Origin of the sequence: Rhizobium sp. 768_B6_N1_8 (assembly GCF_051811225.1) — a bacterium.
Classification (GTDB): Bacteria; Pseudomonadota; Alphaproteobacteria; order Rhizobiales; family Rhizobiaceae; genus Rhizobium.
Map to the genome: position 1 here is coordinate 4,708,888 of NZ_JBPWPV010000001.1, position 17,607 is coordinate 4,726,494.

Annotated in this window: 19 protein-coding genes; 7 read left to right on the top strand and 12 right to left on the bottom strand. The window is 61.1% G+C overall.

All coding sequences use genetic code 11. The features are described from left to right. The first annotated feature begins 93 nt into the window (after nucleotides 1-93). Nucleotides 94-1,941 carry a hypothetical protein gene (locus tag AB8B33_RS23805; protein ID WP_439017298.1) on the top strand — a complete coding sequence of 616 codons (1,848 nt, stop codon included), beginning with the start codon at nucleotides 94-96 and terminating at the stop codon, nucleotides 1,939-1,941. 11 nt (nucleotides 1,942-1,952) lie between these two features. On the opposite strand, the gene AB8B33_RS23810 is transcribed toward AB8B33_RS23805, so the two are convergent. Next, nucleotides 1,953-2,195, bottom strand: a complete 243-nt coding sequence (locus tag AB8B33_RS23810) for a hypothetical protein (protein WP_112541918.1) — start codon at nucleotides 2,193-2,195, stop codon at nucleotides 1,953-1,955. Between the two features lie 578 nt (nucleotides 2,196-2,773). Here AB8B33_RS23810 and xseA point away from each other — a divergent pair. Both xseA and AB8B33_RS23820 read left to right on the top strand, forming a co-directional pair. Then, nucleotides 2,774-4,354: an exodeoxyribonuclease VII large subunit gene (xseA, locus tag AB8B33_RS23815; protein WP_439017087.1), complete on the top strand. Its 1,581-nt coding sequence runs from the start codon at nucleotides 2,774-2,776 to the stop codon at nucleotides 4,352-4,354. Nucleotides 4,355-4,356: 2 nt separating this feature from the next. After that, nucleotides 4,357-4,947, top strand: coding sequence for an NAD(P)H-dependent oxidoreductase (locus tag AB8B33_RS23820; protein WP_439017088.1), 591 nt, complete (start codon nucleotides 4,357-4,359; stop codon nucleotides 4,945-4,947). Here the strand turns inward: AB8B33_RS23820 and AB8B33_RS23825 are convergent, their stop codons facing one another. Next, nucleotides 4,948-5,445 (bottom strand): MarR family winged helix-turn-helix transcriptional regulator, encoded by a 498-nt coding sequence (locus AB8B33_RS23825; RefSeq protein WP_439017089.1) that lies wholly within the window; start codon nucleotides 5,443-5,445, stop codon nucleotides 4,948-4,950. An 81-nt stretch (nucleotides 5,446-5,526) separates the two neighbouring features. Between AB8B33_RS23825 and AB8B33_RS23830 the strand changes: the two genes are divergently transcribed. Continuing rightward, nucleotides 5,527-6,450, top strand: a complete 924-nt coding sequence (locus AB8B33_RS23830) for an EamA family transporter (RefSeq protein WP_439017090.1) — start codon at nucleotides 5,527-5,529, stop codon at nucleotides 6,448-6,450. On the opposite strand, the gene AB8B33_RS23835 is transcribed toward AB8B33_RS23830, so the two are convergent. Together AB8B33_RS23835 and AB8B33_RS23840 are read right to left on the bottom strand one after the other, a co-directional pair. Continuing rightward, nucleotides 6,398-7,651, bottom strand: coding sequence for an aminopeptidase (locus AB8B33_RS23835; RefSeq protein WP_439017091.1), 1,254 nt, complete (start codon nucleotides 7,649-7,651; stop codon nucleotides 6,398-6,400). The genes AB8B33_RS23830 and AB8B33_RS23835 overlap by 53 nt on opposite strands. Before the next feature lie 127 nt (nucleotides 7,652-7,778). Then, nucleotides 7,779-8,462, bottom strand: coding sequence for a glutathione S-transferase family protein (locus AB8B33_RS23840; protein ID WP_439017092.1), 684 nt, complete (start codon nucleotides 8,460-8,462; stop codon nucleotides 7,779-7,781). A 101-nt stretch (nucleotides 8,463-8,563) separates the two neighbouring features. On the opposite strand from AB8B33_RS23840, the gene AB8B33_RS23845 reads away from it, so the two are divergent. Beyond that, a complete protein-coding gene (locus tag AB8B33_RS23845; protein ID WP_113321770.1) occupies nucleotides 8,564-9,007 on the top strand; it encodes a MarR family transcriptional regulator in 444 nt (147 codons plus the stop codon). Here AB8B33_RS23845 and ybaK read toward each other — a convergent pair whose 3' ends face one another. The 8 genes from ybaK to AB8B33_RS23885 all read right to left on the bottom strand — a co-directional run bounded on the left by ybaK (nucleotide 9,008) and on the right by AB8B33_RS23885 (nucleotide 15,758). Then, nucleotides 9,008-9,481: a Cys-tRNA(Pro) deacylase gene (ybaK, locus tag AB8B33_RS23850; protein ID WP_439017093.1), complete on the bottom strand. Its 474-nt coding sequence runs from the start codon at nucleotides 9,479-9,481 to the stop codon at nucleotides 9,008-9,010. Between the two features lie 3 nt (nucleotides 9,482-9,484). Beyond that, nucleotides 9,485-9,835 (bottom strand): ArsC family reductase, encoded by a 351-nt coding sequence (locus tag AB8B33_RS23855; protein WP_439017094.1) that lies wholly within the window; start codon nucleotides 9,833-9,835, stop codon nucleotides 9,485-9,487. 70 nt (nucleotides 9,836-9,905) lie between these two features. After that, nucleotides 9,906-10,685, bottom strand: coding sequence for a phosphonoacetaldehyde hydrolase (phnX, locus tag AB8B33_RS23860; protein ID WP_439017095.1), 780 nt, complete (start codon nucleotides 10,683-10,685; stop codon nucleotides 9,906-9,908). Then, the gene (locus AB8B33_RS23865; RefSeq protein WP_113321766.1) at nucleotides 10,682-11,812 is read right to left on the bottom strand and encodes a TIGR03364 family FAD-dependent oxidoreductase; all 1,131 of its coding nucleotides are present in this window, start codon (nucleotides 11,810-11,812) and stop codon (nucleotides 10,682-10,684) included. Before AB8B33_RS23865 ends, phnX begins: the two co-directional genes overlap by 4 nt. Nucleotides 11,813-11,916: 104 nt before the next feature. Next, complete coding sequence (locus AB8B33_RS23870; RefSeq protein WP_439017096.1) at nucleotides 11,917-12,978, bottom strand: peptidase M14; 1,062 nt, start codon at nucleotides 12,976-12,978, stop codon at nucleotides 11,917-11,919. Nucleotides 12,979-13,048: 70 nt separating this feature from the next. Further along, nucleotides 13,049-13,549, bottom strand: a complete 501-nt coding sequence (locus AB8B33_RS23875) for a 2'-5' RNA ligase family protein (protein ID WP_439017097.1) — start codon at nucleotides 13,547-13,549, stop codon at nucleotides 13,049-13,051. A gap of 256 nt (nucleotides 13,550-13,805) precedes the next feature. Further along, the gene (locus tag AB8B33_RS23880; RefSeq protein WP_439017099.1) at nucleotides 13,806-14,525 is read right to left on the bottom strand and encodes an AAA family ATPase; all 720 of its coding nucleotides are present in this window, start codon (nucleotides 14,523-14,525) and stop codon (nucleotides 13,806-13,808) included. Nucleotides 14,526-14,861: 336 nt separating this feature from the next. Next, complete coding sequence (locus AB8B33_RS23885) at nucleotides 14,862-15,758, bottom strand: LysR family transcriptional regulator (protein ID WP_439017100.1); 897 nt, start codon at nucleotides 15,756-15,758, stop codon at nucleotides 14,862-14,864. A 291-nt stretch (nucleotides 15,759-16,049) separates the two neighbouring features. Here AB8B33_RS23885 and AB8B33_RS23890 point away from each other — a divergent pair, with 291 nt between their 5' ends. After that, nucleotides 16,050-16,784, top strand: a complete 735-nt coding sequence (locus AB8B33_RS23890; RefSeq protein WP_113321762.1) for an SDR family oxidoreductase — start codon at nucleotides 16,050-16,052, stop codon at nucleotides 16,782-16,784. Nucleotides 16,785-16,956: 172 nt separating this feature from the next. Next, nucleotides 16,957-17,556 carry an NADPH-dependent F420 reductase gene (locus tag AB8B33_RS23895; RefSeq protein ID WP_439017101.1) on the top strand — a complete coding sequence of 200 codons (600 nt, stop codon included), beginning with the start codon at nucleotides 16,957-16,959 and terminating at the stop codon, nucleotides 17,554-17,556. Nucleotides 17,557-17,607: the final 51 nt, after the last annotated feature.

A 17,607-nucleotide genomic window follows, 5' to 3' on the forward strand; every position in this document is an offset into this window, starting at 1 on the left:
ATAAGAAACGAAAGCTGTCACGTCCCGTGGTTTACACTTTCTTGACAAGCCAAGGCTAAGGTTTGCCCATCACGCAACGACCTGGCTATCATGATGAACGCAGTGCAGCCGATCGCCAAGGCGCAATCCGCATCAGCCAGGACTGGATTCGTCGGCAGTATCCGGCAGATGCTGACGCGTCTCCTGCCATCCGCTCTCATCTACACCGTTATCCTGATCGGCATTATCACCGTCATGAAATATGCCGGAGGTCCGGTCGATTATGTCGGCCCCGATAATGACGACGGCATGCGCTTGGTGGAGGTCAGGGATTTCCTGAACGGGCAGGGCTGGTTCGATCTGATGCAGTATCGGCTCGGTCTGGGGGAAGGCACGCTCATGCACTGGTCGCGGCTGATCGACCTGCCGATCGCTGCGCTCATTCGCTTCTTCGGCCTCCTCCTCGGCCATGATGCTGCGGAAGCTGCTGCACTCGTGGTCTGGCCCCTGTCGCTCGTTTTTCCTGCCATGCTTGCCATGGGCCTTGCCGGCCGTCGTGTCGGCGGCCTTGCCGGCATGCACCTGTCTTTCTGCTTTGCCGGCATGGCGATCTATACTGGCAATCGTTTTGCGCCCGGCGCCATCGATCATCACAATGCCCAGCTCGCGCTCGTCGCGACCATGGTGGCGATGCTCTTCGATGAAAAACAGCGCGCCTGGAACTACGCCGTCGCTGGCGTGTCAGCCGCATTGGCGATTGCGATCGGTGCGGAAACCACGCCCTTCGTTGCCATCTATTGCTTGGTCGTGGCATTTCTCTGGGTCTGGGAAGGCGAGCCGTTCGCCGCCGCCACCAGGGCTTTCGGCCTTAGCCTCGCTGTTGCGATCAGCATCCTCTTCTTTGCAACGGTGCCGCCACAGCACTATTCGGCGGTGACTTGCGACAATCTCTCGCTCGGCTTCTACAGCCTGGCGACGATTGGCGGTGGCATGCTGCTTGCCTCCGCGATCTTTGCCAGCCGTCTCGGCCGCGGCTTGCGTTTCGCAGTGCTTGCGGCGGTCGGTGCCGCCGTTTTCGGTTCGGTTATGGTCATTGCGCCTGAATGCCTGCGCAATCCGCTTGCCGATCTCGATCCTATGCTGGTCGAGCTCTGGCTGCGCAATGTCTCGGAAGCGCAATCCATTCTCGCGCTCAGCCGGACAGATCCCTTTTCCATCGGCGCATTCTATGCGCCTGGCCTGCTCGCGATCGCCGTCTGCATTTTCCGCTCCGTGCAGGGCGATCGCGTGCAGGTCCATCTCGTCCTTCTGGCGCTCTTGAGCGTCAGCTGGGCCGTCGCACTGGTCCAGGTCCGTGGAGCCGTCTTCTCAAACCTCCTGTCCATCCTGCCGCTTGCCTTGCTGATCATCGATGTGCGCCGCATGTCGAACGGCGACAGCGAAAATGCCGCAGCTGCCCTCGTCTATATCGTGACGGTTCTCGCAAGTGTGCCGGCGGTATGGGCCGTCGGCGGCGCGCTCGTCGAGATGCAGGTCAACAAGACAAAGAATGCAGACGAGGCAGAGGGCCCTTCATGTTCCTCCAGGCAGGCACTCGCGCCGCTCGGCGTCCTGCCTGCCGGTCTCGTCTCGGCGCCGTCGGAGATGGGTGTGCCAATCCTGCGCTACACCGCCAACCGTGTTTTGTCGGCGCCCTATCATCGCAACCAGGGCGGCATGCTGACCGAGATGCATATCGGTCTGGCCGAGCCGCAGGAAGCAGAGGCATTTCTGAAGGGAGCGGGCGTCACTGTGCTTGCCTTCTGCCCGGATGATCTGCAGACAAGTGAAATCGCCAGATTGAAGCCCGACGGGCTCTATGCGCAGCTGGGGAAGGGCAGTATCCCTGCGTATCTCGACCCGTTGCCAAAAGCTGCGGGCAGCGGCGTCCAGTTCTTCCGTTACCGGCCGGCGTCGGACTGACGTCCTGTCTTTCAGGAGTGGACGAGCACAGCCCGCAGGCGATCGGTGGTAAAGAGGCCGCCGAGATAAAGCAGCAGGCCGGCATTGTAACCGATGATCGTGTAGAAAAGCGCCAGGAATGAAACCGCACCGCCCGAGACAATCGCGGCGATGGCAAAGGTTACGGCGATCAGCATGGCGACGATTGCAATGACGCCGGCTGAGCGCATAAGGCCAGCGGTGAGGCCCAGGGTGGTTGCTGTCAGGATGATCATGTCGTCACCTCTTCTTCAGGTCGTTTGCGAGGAGCCTAGGGGCCCTCCGCTAACAAAAGTTTATTGGCCACCCTTAATGAAAGCTGCAATTGCAGCCATGGTTACGGATGCGTTCACCTGACGGCATTTCCTCCGGCTTGCGCCGGGCATGCGTTTCGATATAAGTCAACTCTGTTACAGGCTGAAAAGTTCCGTTACTTTCTCATTTACGTAAACGGAACTCCCCCTCAACGGCAACGACGTAGAGCGAAGCAGCATCACGCTGACTATTCGATCGGCGCCTGATCGACTGGTTGTTCGGAAAGAGGGCGAGCCGATACCTATAATGGTTGAACATAGCGACGATGAAAGAAGCGATCCCTCCCGCGCCTTCCATCGGCGGGGAATACTCACTGTCACCAGCATGCTCATTTTTCGGGTCGGTGTTCGCCACTCCCTACGAACGTGAATGATACTAAGATTTTTTTTGGAGTAGCGATATCCCTATTTCTTGGGTCTCCCACCGATTTTTGTATAAAAATTCGCCCTTCTCCTACCCCGACCTTTCCGTTTAGGGGCGATCAAAATAGAAAGGGGGGATGAGCAATGTCTTTGACGGCGATTCGCCTACTAACCTTGCGGAATATTCGGTCTCGGAGCTCTCCGGTTCCATCAAGCGGACCGTCGAGACGGCCTTCGATCAGGTGCGTGTACGCGGCGAGATTTCGGGTTACCGCGGCCCGCATTCCTCGGGCCACGCTTACTTCTCGCTGAAGGACGACCGCGCGCGTATCGATGCAGTCATCTGGAAAGGCACTTTTTCTCGCCTGAAGTTCCGCCCGGAAGAGGGCATGGAGGTGATCGCGACCGGCAAGGTCACGACCTTCCCCGGCTCATCCAAATACCAGATCGTCATCGAGACGCTGGAGCCTGCCGGCGCCGGCGCATTGATGGCGCTGATCGAGGAGCGCAAGCGTAGGTTGGGCGCCGAGGGCCTTTTCGATCCCTCACGCAAGAAGCGCCTGCCTTTCATGCCTAAGGTAATCGGCGTCGTGACCTCGCCGACGGGCGCCGTCATCCGCGATATCCTGCATCGTATCTCCGATCGTTTCCCCGTCCATGTCATCGTCTGGCCGGTCAAGGTTCAGGGCGAAGGCTCTGGCGAGGAGGTGGCAAACGCTATCAACGGCTTCAACGCCCTGGAGCCTGGCGGCGATGTTCCACGCCCAGATGTGCTGATCGTCGCCCGCGGCGGCGGCAGTCTCGAAGATCTCTGGAGCTTCAACGACGAAATCGTCGTGCGGGCCGCAGCCGATAGCCGGATTCCGTTGATCTCGGCTGTCGGCCACGAGACCGACTGGACGCTGATCGATTACGCCGCCGATGTCCGCGCCCCGACACCGACCGGTGCTGCCGAAATGGCCGTGCCCGTCAAGGCCGAGCTTGAAGCCCAGGGTGCAGGTCTCACTGCCCGCCTGCAGGGCTGCATGAGCCGACAGATGGATCAGCGACGCCAGTCCGTCCGTGCTCTGATGCGCGCCCTGCCGTCACTCGATCAGCTTCTGGCGCTGCCCCGCCGCCGCTTCGATGAGGCGGCCACTGGCCTTGGCCGCGGGCTGGAGCTCAACACCATCAACAAGCGCCGCGGTTTCGAGCGTGTCGCCTCACATCTGCGGCCGGACGTGCTGTCCAACCGCATCACAGAGCGTCGGCAGCTCCTGAACGAACGTATGGCCCGGGCCGAACGCACCGTCGAGCGCCTGCTAGACCGCTCGAAGTCTCGCATCGAACGCGCAGAGGCCATCCTCGCCTCGCTTCCGGCCCGGCTGAAGACACAGACCGACCGCGGTCGTGAGCGCCTCGGCAACCTCTCGCGTCATGCCGATACGGCAATCCGCCATCAGCTGACGCGTGCCCGCGCCGAGCTTTCCGCGCAGGACCGCGTTCTTCAGTCTCTCTCCTACAAGAACGTGCTGAAGCGCGGCTATGCCGTCATCCGCGATGAGGATAACAGGCCGGTCTCGCAGGCATCAGCACTCTCTGCCGGCCTGGGCATCGCCATTGAGTTCGCCGACGGCCGCGTCGGCGCCATGACGACGGAAGGCGGCGCTGCTCCATCAGGAGCCAGGAAGCGCACGGTCAGGGCCGGCGAGCCACCGAAGCAGGGAAGCCTGTTCTAGCAATGCACATTCTGCTGGTTCTCGCCCATCCGCTGCCAGAAAGCTTTGCCGCTTCTGTGGCGCGGACAGCCCGCGAGGCACTCGAAGCCTCCGGCCATACTGTCGATCTTCTGGATCTCTATGAAGAGGATTTTGACCCGCGGCTGTCCAAGGCAGAGCGGGGCGGCTATTTCGATGTGCCTTACGATACGTCCGCCGTCGCCGGTATCGTTGCACGGCTGAAAGCGGCTGACGGTCTCATTCTGGTTTTTCCGCAGTGGTGGTTCAACTTCCCGGCCATATTGAAGGGTTTCATCGATCGCGTCTTTGCGCCGGGCGTCGCCTTCACCCATGATGCTGCCGGCGGCCGTATCGTGCCGCGGCTCACCAATATCAAGCTGCTCTACGCGCTGACGACAACTGGTTCGCCCTGGTGGCTGGTGCATGTCTACATGGGCAATCCCGTCTGTCGCCTGCTGAAGCGCGGCATCGCCAATTTCTGCGCCAAGCGGTTGAAGTTCCGGATGCTGAGCCTGCACGACATGGACCGCGCGACGGATGCCAGGCGCAAGGCGTATCTGGAGCGCGTCCGCAAGGCGCTCGCCGCCGTCTGATTATTCGAAATCCGACAGGAATTTTTTGAGCAGCCGGTCGAGCTCGGCTTTGTCGTCGGCCGTCAGGTTGCGCGTCAGCCGTTGCTGGTTTGCGACATGCGCGCCGACCGCTTCTTCCACCGTTGCCAGACCCTTCTCGGTCAGCGCAATCAGCACGCTGCGCCGGTCTTCGGGGTTAAACAGGCGCTCCACGAAGCCGGCCTTTTCCAGCTGGTCGATCCGGTTCGTCATCGTGCCGGAACTCACCATCGTCATGCCGAGCAGCTCTCCGGGCGACAGCCGGTAGGGCGCGCCGGAGCGGCGAAGCGTGGCCAGCACATCGAAAGCGGAGGAGGAGAGGCCGTGCTTGAGCAGAACCGCTTCTACTTCGCGGCCGATATGCGTCGTCAGCCGCTTCAGCCGGCCGAAGATCCCCATGGGTTCGACATCCAGCTCCGGCCGCTCGCGCCGCCATTGCGCCAGGATCATGTCGACGTGATCTGATTTCTCCTTATCCATGCTGCATCGATATCAGAAGGTATCTTGACGTCAAGATAAAACACGTTATTCTGAATTTATCTTGAAGTAGAGATTCTTGAGATGAAGACAAATACTCGATACGTCGCCGATGTGTTGATGACTGCGATTGCGCCCGCCATCTGGGGCAGCACCTATTTCGTCACTACATCCTTCCTGCCGCAGGGCTACCCGCTGACGGTCGCGATGCTACGGGCGCTGCCGGCAGGGCTGTTTCTGCTGCTGATTGTCCGGAAATTGCCGACGGGCATCTGGTGGGGCCGCGCCTTCATTCTTGGCGCACTGAACTTCTCGTTCTTCTGGGCGATGCTCTTCGTTTCGGCCTATCGCCTGCCGGGCGGTGTGGCCGCAACGGTCGGCGCCGTACAGCCCCTGATCGTCATTGCGCTCTCGCGTCTCTTTCTCGGCAAGCCGATCCGCTTCATTGCCGTTATTGCCGGCTTGATCGGCATGGCGGGTGTGGCACTTCTGGTGCTGACCCCGAAGGCGACTCTCGATCCCGTTGGTGTTACCGCAGGTCTCGCCGGCGCGGTCTCCATGGCCTTCGGCACGGTGCTGACCCGCCATTGGCAGCCGCCGGTATCCAGCCTTATCTTTACGTCCTGGCAATTGACCGCAGGCGGCATTCTGCTCGTGCCAGTGGCCATCTTCCTGGAACCGGCGCTTCCTGTGCCGACGACAGCCAATATCCTCGGCATTGCCTATCTTGGCCTCGTTGGTGCTGCCTTCACCTATCTGCTGTGGTTCCGCGGCCTCTCGCGCATAGAGCCATCGGCCGCAGCGTCGCTCGGCTTCTTGAGCCCCGTTGTCGCGACCCTGCTCGGTTGGCTGGCGCTCGACCAGAGCCTGACACCAACCCAGCTTTCCGGCTTTGCCATGGTGCTGGTCAGCGTCTGGCTCAGCCAGCGCAGCCTGATGCCGAAGGCGGCCGTTGTTACGCCCACTCGCCCTGTCGCATTACCGGCACCCGCGAGCCATCAGGCTTGATGCCGTCAATATCGACCTTGTCGGAGCCGATCATCCAGTCGATATGAATCAGGCTGGAATTGCCACCCTGCGCCTTGATCTGCTCCTGGCTCAGCGAAGCGCCGTCGAGGAAGCATTTCGAATAGCACTGGCCGAGTGCGATATGGCAGGAGGCATTCTCGTCGAACAGCGTGTTGTAGAAAAGGATGCCGCTTGCCGAGATCGGCGAGGAATGCGGCACCAGCGCAACTTCACCCAGCCGACGCGCGCCTTCATCCGTATCAAGCACCTTGTTCAACACTTCCTCGCCGCGCGAGGCCTTGGCCTCGATGATACGGCCGCCTTCGAAGTGAACCCGGATATTGTCGATCAGCGTGCCCTGATGTGAGAGCGGTTTGGTGCTGGACACATGGCCTTCCACGCGCAGTGCATGCGGCGTGGTGAAGACTTCCTCGGTCGGGATGTTCGGATTGCAGGTAATGCCGTTCTTCGCCGTCGAGGCGCCGCCATGCCATTCATGGCCGTCGGCAAGGCCGACGGTCAGATCCGTGCCCGGCCCGGTGAAATGCAGCGAGGCGAAACGCTCTCCGTTCAGCCAGGACGAGCGCTTGCGCAGGTTGGCATTGTGCTCGGACCAGGCGGCGATCGGATCAGGCACATCGACGCGCGATGCCGCAAAGATCGCCTTGGCGAGTTTGGCAACGGCGATCGCTTCCGGATCGTCGGGGAAGACGACCTTCGCCCAAGAAGGGTTGGGATAGGAGACGATGTTCCAGTTGATGTCGAAGTTGGAGATCTTCTCCAGCGCCGGCTTATAGGCCGTGGAATTGGCGCGATTGGCGCGGCCGACCTTGCTGGGATCCTGCTCAGAAAGCAACATCGGATTGTCGCCAGCAATGGCGAGGCGGGCGGCACCCTTTTCGTAGGCTTTCGCCATGCCGTCATAAAGCCAGCCGGAAGCCCGATCGAAGCTTTCGTCGCTGCCATACTGGTAGCGGGCAAGCGTCGTCTCCTCGTCGGAATAGAAGGTCGAAACCAAGCCAGCGCCTGAGAGATAGGCGTGTTTGGTGATCAATCGCACCAGCGGCAGCGCCACGACGGGTGCAGTAATGACGAGATCCTGCCCTTGCTGAAGCTGCAGGCCAACCTTGATGGCGACTTCCGCAAGTTTCTCGAGTTTGCCGGGATCGACGGAGCTGTGGCTCTGGGGCATAAACATCATGGGTCAACCTGCCTTCTGATATCTGCGACGGGAGGTGAAAGACTTAGACCCCTTTACGGCGAAAATGAAGCGCGCCGAATCCGATTTGAAGGCGGCCGGATGCATGCCGGCCGCTTGTGCGTGCGCGTCAAGCAGCGGCGGGCAGCCTGAGCAGGATCGAGTCATGCTTCTCGAGGAATTCCATCAGGCGCTGCGGATAGTCTTTGCCAACGGCGCCCCGGACGCTTGCCCGCTCCGACAGCGCCTTGCGCCAGCGATTGACCCGCTCGAGCCCGTCAAAGATGGGGCTGTCGCCGAGTGTATCGAACAGATCGAAGTACCGAAATATCGGCCCAAAGACCGCGTCGACGAGGCTGAAGTTAGCCCCGGCGAAATAGGGTCCCTCCGACAGCGCGCCCTCGATCGTCGCGAATTTGGCGACAAGCGCCTTGTGCTTGGCTTCCAGTTGCGCGGCATCCTGCGCCATCTCATAACCCCAGAGATCGGAAAGCACGGAAGAGCCGAATTCCATCCATCCGCGGTGGCGAGCGCGGGTCAGCGCGTCGGTGGGATGCAGGGCAGCACCCGCCTGCGTTTCCTCCAGATATTCGCAGATGACGCTGCTTTCGAATAACACCTCTTCGCGGCCATCGTCCTCATGTATCCGGAGCAGCGGCACCTTGCCGAGGGGTGAGATTTTCAGGAACCAATCCGGCTTGTCGGCAAGATCGATGTTGATGCACTCGAATGGCACGCCCTTTTCAAGGAGTGCGATCGCTGCGCGCTGCACGTAGGGGCAGAGGTGATGACTGATGAGGGTGAGCCTGCTCATGAAAGTCTCCTGGTGGTTTGCAAGGATCGGCCGGTTTAATATGAATGCAGATGCATCTAATAACGCTTGCGATGAGATTCAAGATAGATGTAGTTGCATTTATGTCTGAGAATATGAAGAAGCCGAGCGAAGCCGTCGTCTCAGCCTGGACGCGCCTCATGCGCGCCCGCGAGCGACTGCTTGGCATGATCGAAGCTGATCTGAAGGCGGCCGGCATGCCGCCGCTTGCCTGGTACGATGTGCTTTGGGAATTGGCACGCTCGCAATCAGGAAAGCTGCGCCCCTATGAGATCGAGGAGCGGACATTGTTGGCGCAGTATAATCTTTCCCGCCTGATCGACCGGCTTGAAAGAGAGGGCTTGGTCGGCCGCGAGATCTTCGCACAGGATGGGCGCGGCCGCTGGGTGGTGATCACTGATGCCGGCCGGCAGCTTCGGGAGCGCATGTGGACCGTCTATGGCAAAGCGATCGAAACTCATATCGGCTGCAAGCTTGCCGAAGGCGAGGCGAAGACGATTGCCGGCCTGCTGGACCGCTTCCTCTGATCAGGCGATCAGCGGCGATGCGGCGGCCTTCAGTGCCTTCAACGCTTCCTTCGGATCGAGCCGCACCTGCAGCCCGCGTTGCCCGCCATTGATATAGACGAGCGGTTCGGCAAGGGCGGCTTCCTCGATCGCTGTCGGCACGATCTTTTTCTGCCCGAACGGGCTGATGCCGCCGACATGGTAGCCCGTCAGCCGCTCGGCGTCGGCCGGTTTCATCATATTGGCCGATTTGCCATGAAAGGCGCTCGCGAGTTTCTTCATGCTGACCTCGCGGTCGGAGGGCACGACCACGCAGACCGGTTTTCCGTCCACCTCCGCCATCAGCGTCTTCAACACGCGATGCGGCTCCTCGCCCAGCGCTTCGGCCGCCTGCAGCCCGACTCGCTCGGCGTTTGGATCATAGTCATAGGCATGAACCGTAAAGGTGACGCCGGCCTGCGTGAGAACCTGGGTGGCACGGGTGGTCTTGGACATGGCTCAGCCCTCGAATGTCCGCGCGTAAATCTCCGGCTTGAAGCCGATCAGCAGCTTGCCGCCGGTTTCCAGTACCGGTCGCTTGATCATCGATGGCTGGTCGAGCATCAGGGCGATCGCCCTTTCGCGGTCGAGATTTTCGCGCGCGGCGTCAGGCAGATTGCGGAAGGTCGTGCCGGCGCGATTCAGCACCGTTTCCCAGCCTGTCTCGTCGATCCATCGTTCCAGATGCGCCCGGTCGATGCCGACGGCCTTGTAATCGTGAAAGTCGTAGGCGACGCCGTGTTCGTCCAGCCAGTTGCGGGCCTTCTTCATCGTGTCGCAGTTCTTGATACCGTAGATGGTGATGGCCATGCCGGTTCGATCTCCCTATTTCTCAGGGGAGATATCACCCTGGATGAAAGCTGCAAACGCCGTCTGGCCCTTATCCCTCGAGCTCTTCGATGAGTGCTGGCAGGTCGGCCACGGTCTCGATGACGTAGTCGGCGCCGGCAGCAATCAGCTTCTCGCCGATCCGCTTGTGCAACTCGGCTCGCGCCTCCGGCGAAAGTGCATCCACCTCTTCAGGCGTCAGACCCGCCTCATTGCCGGAGAGCGTCACGCCAACGGTAACGCAGCCTGCGGCGGCACCCTCGGCAATGCCGGGTTCGGTATCATCGACCTTCAGGACGGCAGAGGCCGGATAGACCATCAGGTCGAGGAAGCATTTGTACATGCCGATCGGCGTCGGCCGGCCAAGCGGCAGATCGTCGGCACAGATCAGATTATCGGGTGCATAACCCTGTTCAGCGGCAAGCGGCAGCACGCGCTCCATAATCGAGCGCGTATAGCCTGTCGTCGAGCCGATCTTCATCTGCCGTTCGCGCAGGTATTCGATCGTCTTGATCGCACCGGGCACCAGCGCGCAGTAATCGGTCACGACAGCTTCGTTGAGCGGCACGAAGAGGTCGTAAACGCGGTCGATGGCCGCCTCGTCCGGAAGCGCGCCTTGTGCCGCCTGCCAGCGGGCGGCGATATGCGGTTCGGCCAACATCGCTGCGATATGCGCACGCTTCGGGAGCCCCATCGGCTTGCGTGCGTCGGCAATCGTCACCTCGACGCCGAACTTGCCGAAGGTGTCTACAAAGGCGCCCATCGGTGCGAAGGAGCCGAAATCGATGACCGTGCCGGCCCAGTCGAAGACCACTGCCTTGAATTGCGTCATGCTGCGCTCCCGTAAAGATCTTCGATGGTTTCCTCGCCGATACCGAAGGCGGTCGAGGCACCGCAGCCTGCCGTCACCACGACGATGCGCAGCGCATCGGAAGGCTTGTCGGTGAACCGCCAGCGGTCCGGGGCGGAGGCATAGGTGCCAATCCAGCGTTCGGTGATGAAGCGACCAGGCAGGTTGAGCACGGCATCCATCTCGTCGAGGGTCAGCCGGTCAACCCGCTCCAGCCCAAAGGGATCGGGCGTTTCGGAGTAATGGTGGCTGTCGCCGACGATCAGCGATCCGTCTTCCGACTGCGTAATGATCAGGTGGATGCCGTTCTCGCGCTCCGGCTTGAATTCCCGGTCAAGCCGCGCCTTCAGGGCGGTCGCCTCAGGCAATTCGGCATAACCGAGATAACGCCCGAGACCGAGATCAGACATGACGGCGGTGCTGAGCGAGACCCGTTGCGCCGGCACGACACGCATCATCTGCAGCTTGCAGCGTGTCACGTTATATGCAGCGATCCGATCCGCAAACAGGCTCTTGAAATCGTCGCCGGGGCAAACAGCCACCGTCTCCGCCTCGATCAGGCCGGTTGACGTCTCGATCCGGGGCGGCTCGACGGCGCTCACTGCTGTCGAGCGGCGGAACTCAATGCCATATTTGACTTCGAGATAGCGGGCGAGCAGCGGAACGGCCGTGCGGGATTCGACCCGCAGTTCATGTGGGCTATAGAGTGTGAAGCGCCCCGCCTCCGGCCGCAGTGCCGGCACAAGCCGCCGCGCCTCCTCGATCGTCAGCCTTTCGCAGCCTTCGCCCATCTCTGTGCGCAGGAAGGCGTCGATCACGGCTTCGGATTCGTCGAGCCTTGCGGCAAGGAGCAGCCCGCGCTGCAGGACGTCGATGCCGGCGTCGTCGACAATCTCGGCCCAGATATCGCGGGCCTGGCGTGCCTTATTCCAGCAGTCGCCGGCCTGCTGGCCGGTCACCGTCACAAAGCCGAAATTGCGCACCGAGGCGCCATTTGCCTGTGCGTCGCGGTCGATAACGACGACCCGTTTGCCGCGCTTTGCCGCCGCCAGCGCATGCGCCAGCCCGACAATTCCCGCGCCGACGATCGCAATGTCGTAATGCGGCATAAAAGCTCCTTCGCAACATGTCTGCAACGGCTTGGCGGATTTTCTTGAAGCCTGTGTGACAGTTGCGCGGAGCCTTACATCCGCGTGTGGAAAAGAACGCTGGTTCAGTCTTCCAGCGTGCCGGCCTTTCGCGTTGCCTTGCTCGGCTTGTCGGCGGCAATCTTCATCAGGTCGCCGCGCCGGCGCACCAGCCGGTCGGAAGTGCGGGTCAGCAGCAGTCCGTCCTGCGGCGCCCGGATGTCGATATCGCCCTCGGTAAAACCGGGCCGGGTGACGATCGTCGCCAGAAGCTCTCCTTCCGAGACACGCTCGCCGATATTGCGGTGGAAGAGCACGGTACCGCCCTGCGGCGCACGCACGATCTCGACATTGTCGAGCGGCACGGCTGGTCCGGAGAAGGGTTTGTCTCCGGCTGCCCCGCCGTTGACAACACCGCGCCCGATCAGGAACTGCAGCAGGCCTTCGGCGTCTTTCTCGGCCATATCGGGATAGACGTCGCGGCGGCCGCGCAGTTCCACCGTCACCGAAAGCTTGCCCGGAAGCTTGGCCTTACGCTCGCCCGGCACCTCATATTTCCAGGCAAAACCGACCGCTTCTTCGAAGGCGGAGCTTTCGCCATCCGAAAGCAGCACCGCTTCCATGTCGAGCGCATTGGCAAGGTCCGCTGCCTCCGGCCAGAAGGCTTCGTCGATATAGGCATATTGCAGCGATTCATCATCGCAATGCAGATCGAGCACCAGATCGGCCCCGAGCGCCATATGAATCAGCTCTCGCTTCAATCGATCCGTAGCCGGATAATCATCAAGGCCGCCAAGCAATTCCTCCCGGTCGCGAACCGAGATCAGCGGAAAGTCCCGATTGAAATTGGTCCGCGATCCCAAATCGAAACGGCCCTGCAACTCGCCGAAATGAGATTGCGCCGCGCCGATCGGATTTGCCTGCGGCACGAGCGTGATATCGCCGGCGATCCATCCTTCGCTTTCTGATTGCCTGAGTTGAAGGCAGAGAAAATGCGCCAGCGCGGTTCCCGGCAGTTCATTGGAATGCAATGCGGCCTGGATATAGACCTTAGGCGCCGCCGGATTGCTTCCCCTGAAGCGCATGACCGGCAACCGCCATTCGATGCCGGGCGTATCGCCGGGGATGATGATCTCTGAAACGTCCACTGTCTTGCTCCGCATGTGCATATTGAGTGGGGAGTTTTATGCGAATCCCCACCCGCGGTGCAAGCGCAGCTCAGCCGAGCAGAGGCCAGCGGTTGATGACGTGATGCTCGCTCTTCCCGTAGATGCTGTGGATCAACAGGAACTCCCGGATCGTCCACCGGAGAGGTCGGTCAAGCTTTTCAGGCAGAACGGTCTTGCGATCATAGAGCAGCGTCATGTGCGGCGTCAGATGGCCGCCGACATTATAGGGCAGTCCGGCCTCGAACAGACCGTCTTGAATTTGCCGCCTAAGGTCCATCAGCGCCCCGTTTTCTTGTCTGCTGCAGACGACGAAGGCTTGTGACTGGCCCGGATGGCGGAAGCTCATAACTTCGTCGAGCACAAGTTCGAAGGGTTCAGCACGGACTGCGGCGGCGATCTGTTCCGCGCCGAATACGATATCATCCGGTAGCCGACGGTAAGAGCCGATGCCGTTGAGCGTGACATGGAGCACGGGGCTGGGGCGCGAAGGACCAGTCAGAAAATGGGCATCGCGGTAGAATTGCGCGACCTCCAGTGCTCCGGATGTCACTTCGGGGGTCGGTCGAACTGCGAAGAAGATCGTGTGGTGAGGCTTCCCGACAGGGCTTGATTTCCGGGGATCAGCGCCATTCGGATCGAGTGGAAAATGAGGCATTTGAACTACGGACTACATCGCCCGCCTCCTTGTTAACCAAGGAGGAGCCTATCAGTATTGGCTATTATGTCAAGAACAAAACGCGAACGGAAACGGCTGCCGATGGGCAGCCGTTTGCTGGCGTCTGTATAAGGGGCAAAGCTCACGCTCCTTAAGCGGCGTCTTTGACGGGCTCAACAGCCTTCTTGGAAGACTTGGCGCGGGCTGCCTTCGGCGGTGCGAGACGAAGAACATCGTCTGCCAGCAAGCGGGCATTGTCTTGCGCCTTGTCGAGATTGCTGACACGGGCAGGGTCCATCGTGTAGAGGCTGCCGCCGGAAACGAACATGTCCCGATAGGCGGCACGCTCGATCAGCGCCGTGTCGATGACATTGACCTGCTGCTTTGCGAGCAGACCCTTGACCGCCAGCAATGCACGCGTGGTGATGATCGAACTGATGCGCGTCAGCACGACCGAATGCGGGATGCGGATATCATGCTGGGCAGCAAGCTGCTTCATGATCTCAAGCACCTGGGCGCCGCCGACCGCGTCCATGGCGCAGCCCTGCACCGGAACCATTACATGATCGGAAAAGCCGATGGCCTTCGCCATCAGCGGGCTCAGACCGGCCGGCAAGTCGATGATGATATAACCACCGCGCTTCTTGAGGTCCTTGATCTGCTGTTCGATAGTATCTTCGCTGACACCGGAGATGACGGCGAATTCGGCTGCGTCGCCGGTCAGACGGTGCCAGCGGCCGGCCCACTGCTGGGGATCGGCATCCAGAACGGAAACGCGATGGCCACGGCGAGCCAGTTCTGTGGCAAGAACAAGAGCGACCGTTGTCTTGCCGGCCCCTCCTTTCGTATTCGCAAATGTAATGATTGGCATCGATTACCTCGGGTTGATGAGTTGGCGGCAGTCATCCCTGGGAGAGACGCGTCTCGGGCTTTAAGGAACAGCGACTTTCACAGTGATGAGATGAAAAGGTCAAACAGCAACCTTGCGTGGCGCTGTTTAGCCATGCTGTCTGAGGTTGATTTTTTTGGGTGCAATCATTGAGGGGCGGGCAATAGGTCAGCCGCGCCTCCAGCCTGCCAAAAAGACCGTCAGCGATGGTGAAGTCCGTCGCCGTCGGTAGTGTGGCCCTCGCGTCGGGTGTGACACGGCGTAACAGCGCGGATTGAACGACGGCGCTTCAAGCGTCGCGAGGCGACCTGCGGGGCGTCAGTCGCGCGATATGGATAGCCCCCCGAGAAGCGGAGCGTACGCGGCGAGCCTGCCTGATACGAACTCCGTGAAGAGCCGCACGCGCTTCGTCTTGCGTGTCTCCCCCTGTGTGAGAAGGAAGAGCGTTCCGTACATGTGCAGGTCGGTACCCGGCACCCTCACCAGTAGCGGGTCGGCATCTCCGACGAAGCACGGCAGCGTCGTGATCCCGAGCCCTTGCCGCACCGCGACGATCTGCGCCTCACCGTCCGTGACCCTGAACGGAACCTCGGCGGTGCGAACCTCACCCTCGTGGGCCCAGTCCGGGATTCCATGAATGCTTATGACGATCCACCGGATGGGATCAGGCGCGCCCGCACGCCACGCGGCTAGCAGATCGCGGGACATATAGATACCGCCGAATATATCCGGTCCCTTCAGGCCATGGAGATTGAGCGGCAGAGTTTTGCGGTCGTAGACGACGCGGATCGCGACGTCGGCTTCTCGGTTGGTCAGATTTACCAGCTCGCCGGACGACAAGATTTCCATCTCGATGTCCGGATACAGACGCGCGAAATCGGAGAAGTCCGGCATGAGCAGGTGTGTCGCGAGGGGCGGTGCCAGTGTCACGCGCAGAAGCCCACGCACGCTCTGGTCGCGGCCAAAGACGCGCGTCTCCAACTGGTGCGACGACGCCTCCATCTGGTCAGCGAGCTCGAGGACCTCCTCCCCTGCAGCCGTCAGGCGGTAGCCCGAAGGCAGCTTTTCGAACATCTGGGCTCCGAGCCGTTCCTCCAGTTGGGCGACGCGCCGCAGCACGGTCGAGTGGTTCACCCCGAGGCGCTCGGCGGCGGCCCGCACCGAGCCTCCGCGCGCGACGGCAAGAAAGTAGCGAACGTCATCCCAGTCGATCATGGTGCAATCCAGCACCGCTCGGGTGCGCCTTCCAAAGCCCGTGTCCAATACGTCGAACAGCATCTCCTATGTGAGTAGCACGGGCGGTCATCATAGCCCATGCCGACAAGCGGGGCGCAATTCCGAACGGCGGACACCGATATGCGGGCTGGCGTCAGTCATCCAGCCGGATCGATTTCGCACCACCGATATGCGCGCTTCCGCACTCAACGCCCGACGCCCGCAGACCCATTTCGAGGGTCTCGGGGGGTCTCCCCGAAGGACCAAATACGGAGTCTGAAAGGAAAAGTCATGGGAAAGCTTGAGGGTAAGGTTGCAGTCATCACGGGTGGATCGAGCGGCATGGCGCTGGCGAGCGCCAAGCGGTTCGTTGAAGAAGGCGCCTATGTTTTCATCACGGGCCGGAGACAGGAGTCGCTGGACGAGGCCGTCAAGCTGATCGGCCGGAACGTGACCGGCGTGCGCGGCGACGCGTCCAATCTTGACGACCTCGACCGTCTGTTCGACACGGTCAAGCGGGAAAAGGGCAGGATCGACGTCCTGTACGCGAGCGCCGGCATGGGCGAAGCCGTCCCACTGGGCGAGATTACCGAGCAGCATTTCGATGCGGCCTTCGGCCTGAATACGCGCGGCACGCTGTTTACGGTTCAGAAGGCCTTGCCGCTGTTCAACGATGGCGGATCGATCTTCATGACCGGGTCAGTTGCTTCGGTGAAAGGTTTTCCTGGTTACGGCGTGTATTCGGCGAGCAAAGCGGCGTTGCGCTCATTCGCACGCACTTGGCTCAACGAACTGAAGGGCAGGAATATCCGGGTGAACGTGCTGAGCCCGGGGCCGATCGCCACACCGATGCAGGACCAAGTTCTCACAGAGGAGGCGAAGCAGATGTTCGAATCTCTGATCCCGCGGGGAAAGATGGGTCGTCCTGAGGAAATTGCGGCGGTCGCGCTGTTTCTTGCTTCAGACGATTCAAGCTTCGTGAATGGGGTGGAGTTGTCTGTCGACGGCGGCTTCTCGGCCATCTGAAATCGCGTCGGATCGCGGGAATGGTAGAACGACTTCGGCGCTGAACGGCCGGGCCGGCCGCGCGAAGTCGTTCACGGCGTGACGTCTACGCGAAGGTCGCCATGCAGGCAAACGGATAACCCAGTGCCGTTGAGGCAGGGGAATCAATATCAACACAGATCGGAGAAACATTATGAGCTATGCGATTGTAGGATTCGGTAAGATAGGCCAGGCCCTCGCCCACGCCTTCGCCCGTAAAAACATCGAGGTGACCGTCGCGAGCCGCCGGACGCCTGAGGCGTTGGCGCCGCAGGCTCGGGCGATTGGACCCACGGTCGTCGCCAAGTCGCTGCGGGATGCACTTGAGGCCGACACGATCATCTTGGCGGTCCCGTTCGGGGAACATCGCGAGGTCGCGAAGATCCTGCCGAGCTGGAAAGGCAAGACGGTCATCGACGCGATGAACGCCTTGGTTCCCCTTGAGGAGCTGGACGGCCTCCTGTCCTCCGCCTTCGCTGCGAAGGCGTTCACCGGCGCCAAGTTCGTGAAAGGTTTCAATCACCTGATTGCGGCCACCCTGGCTGCCGATCCGATCGTCGAGGGCGGCCATCGGGTGGTCTTTCTGTCGAGCGACCACGAGGACGCGATCGCTCCCGTGGCGGACTTGGCCAAACAACTCGGGTTCGCACCCGTCAGGCTGGGAAAGCTCAACGAGGGTGGCGCGCTGGTGCACGCGCGCGGCCGCATCTGGGGCCAGCTCATCTTCCAGGACTTATTCAAGAAGGAGCAGTAGTCGATCTACGACCGTGTGATCGACGCCGACGACTGGTCGCGCGCTAACTTC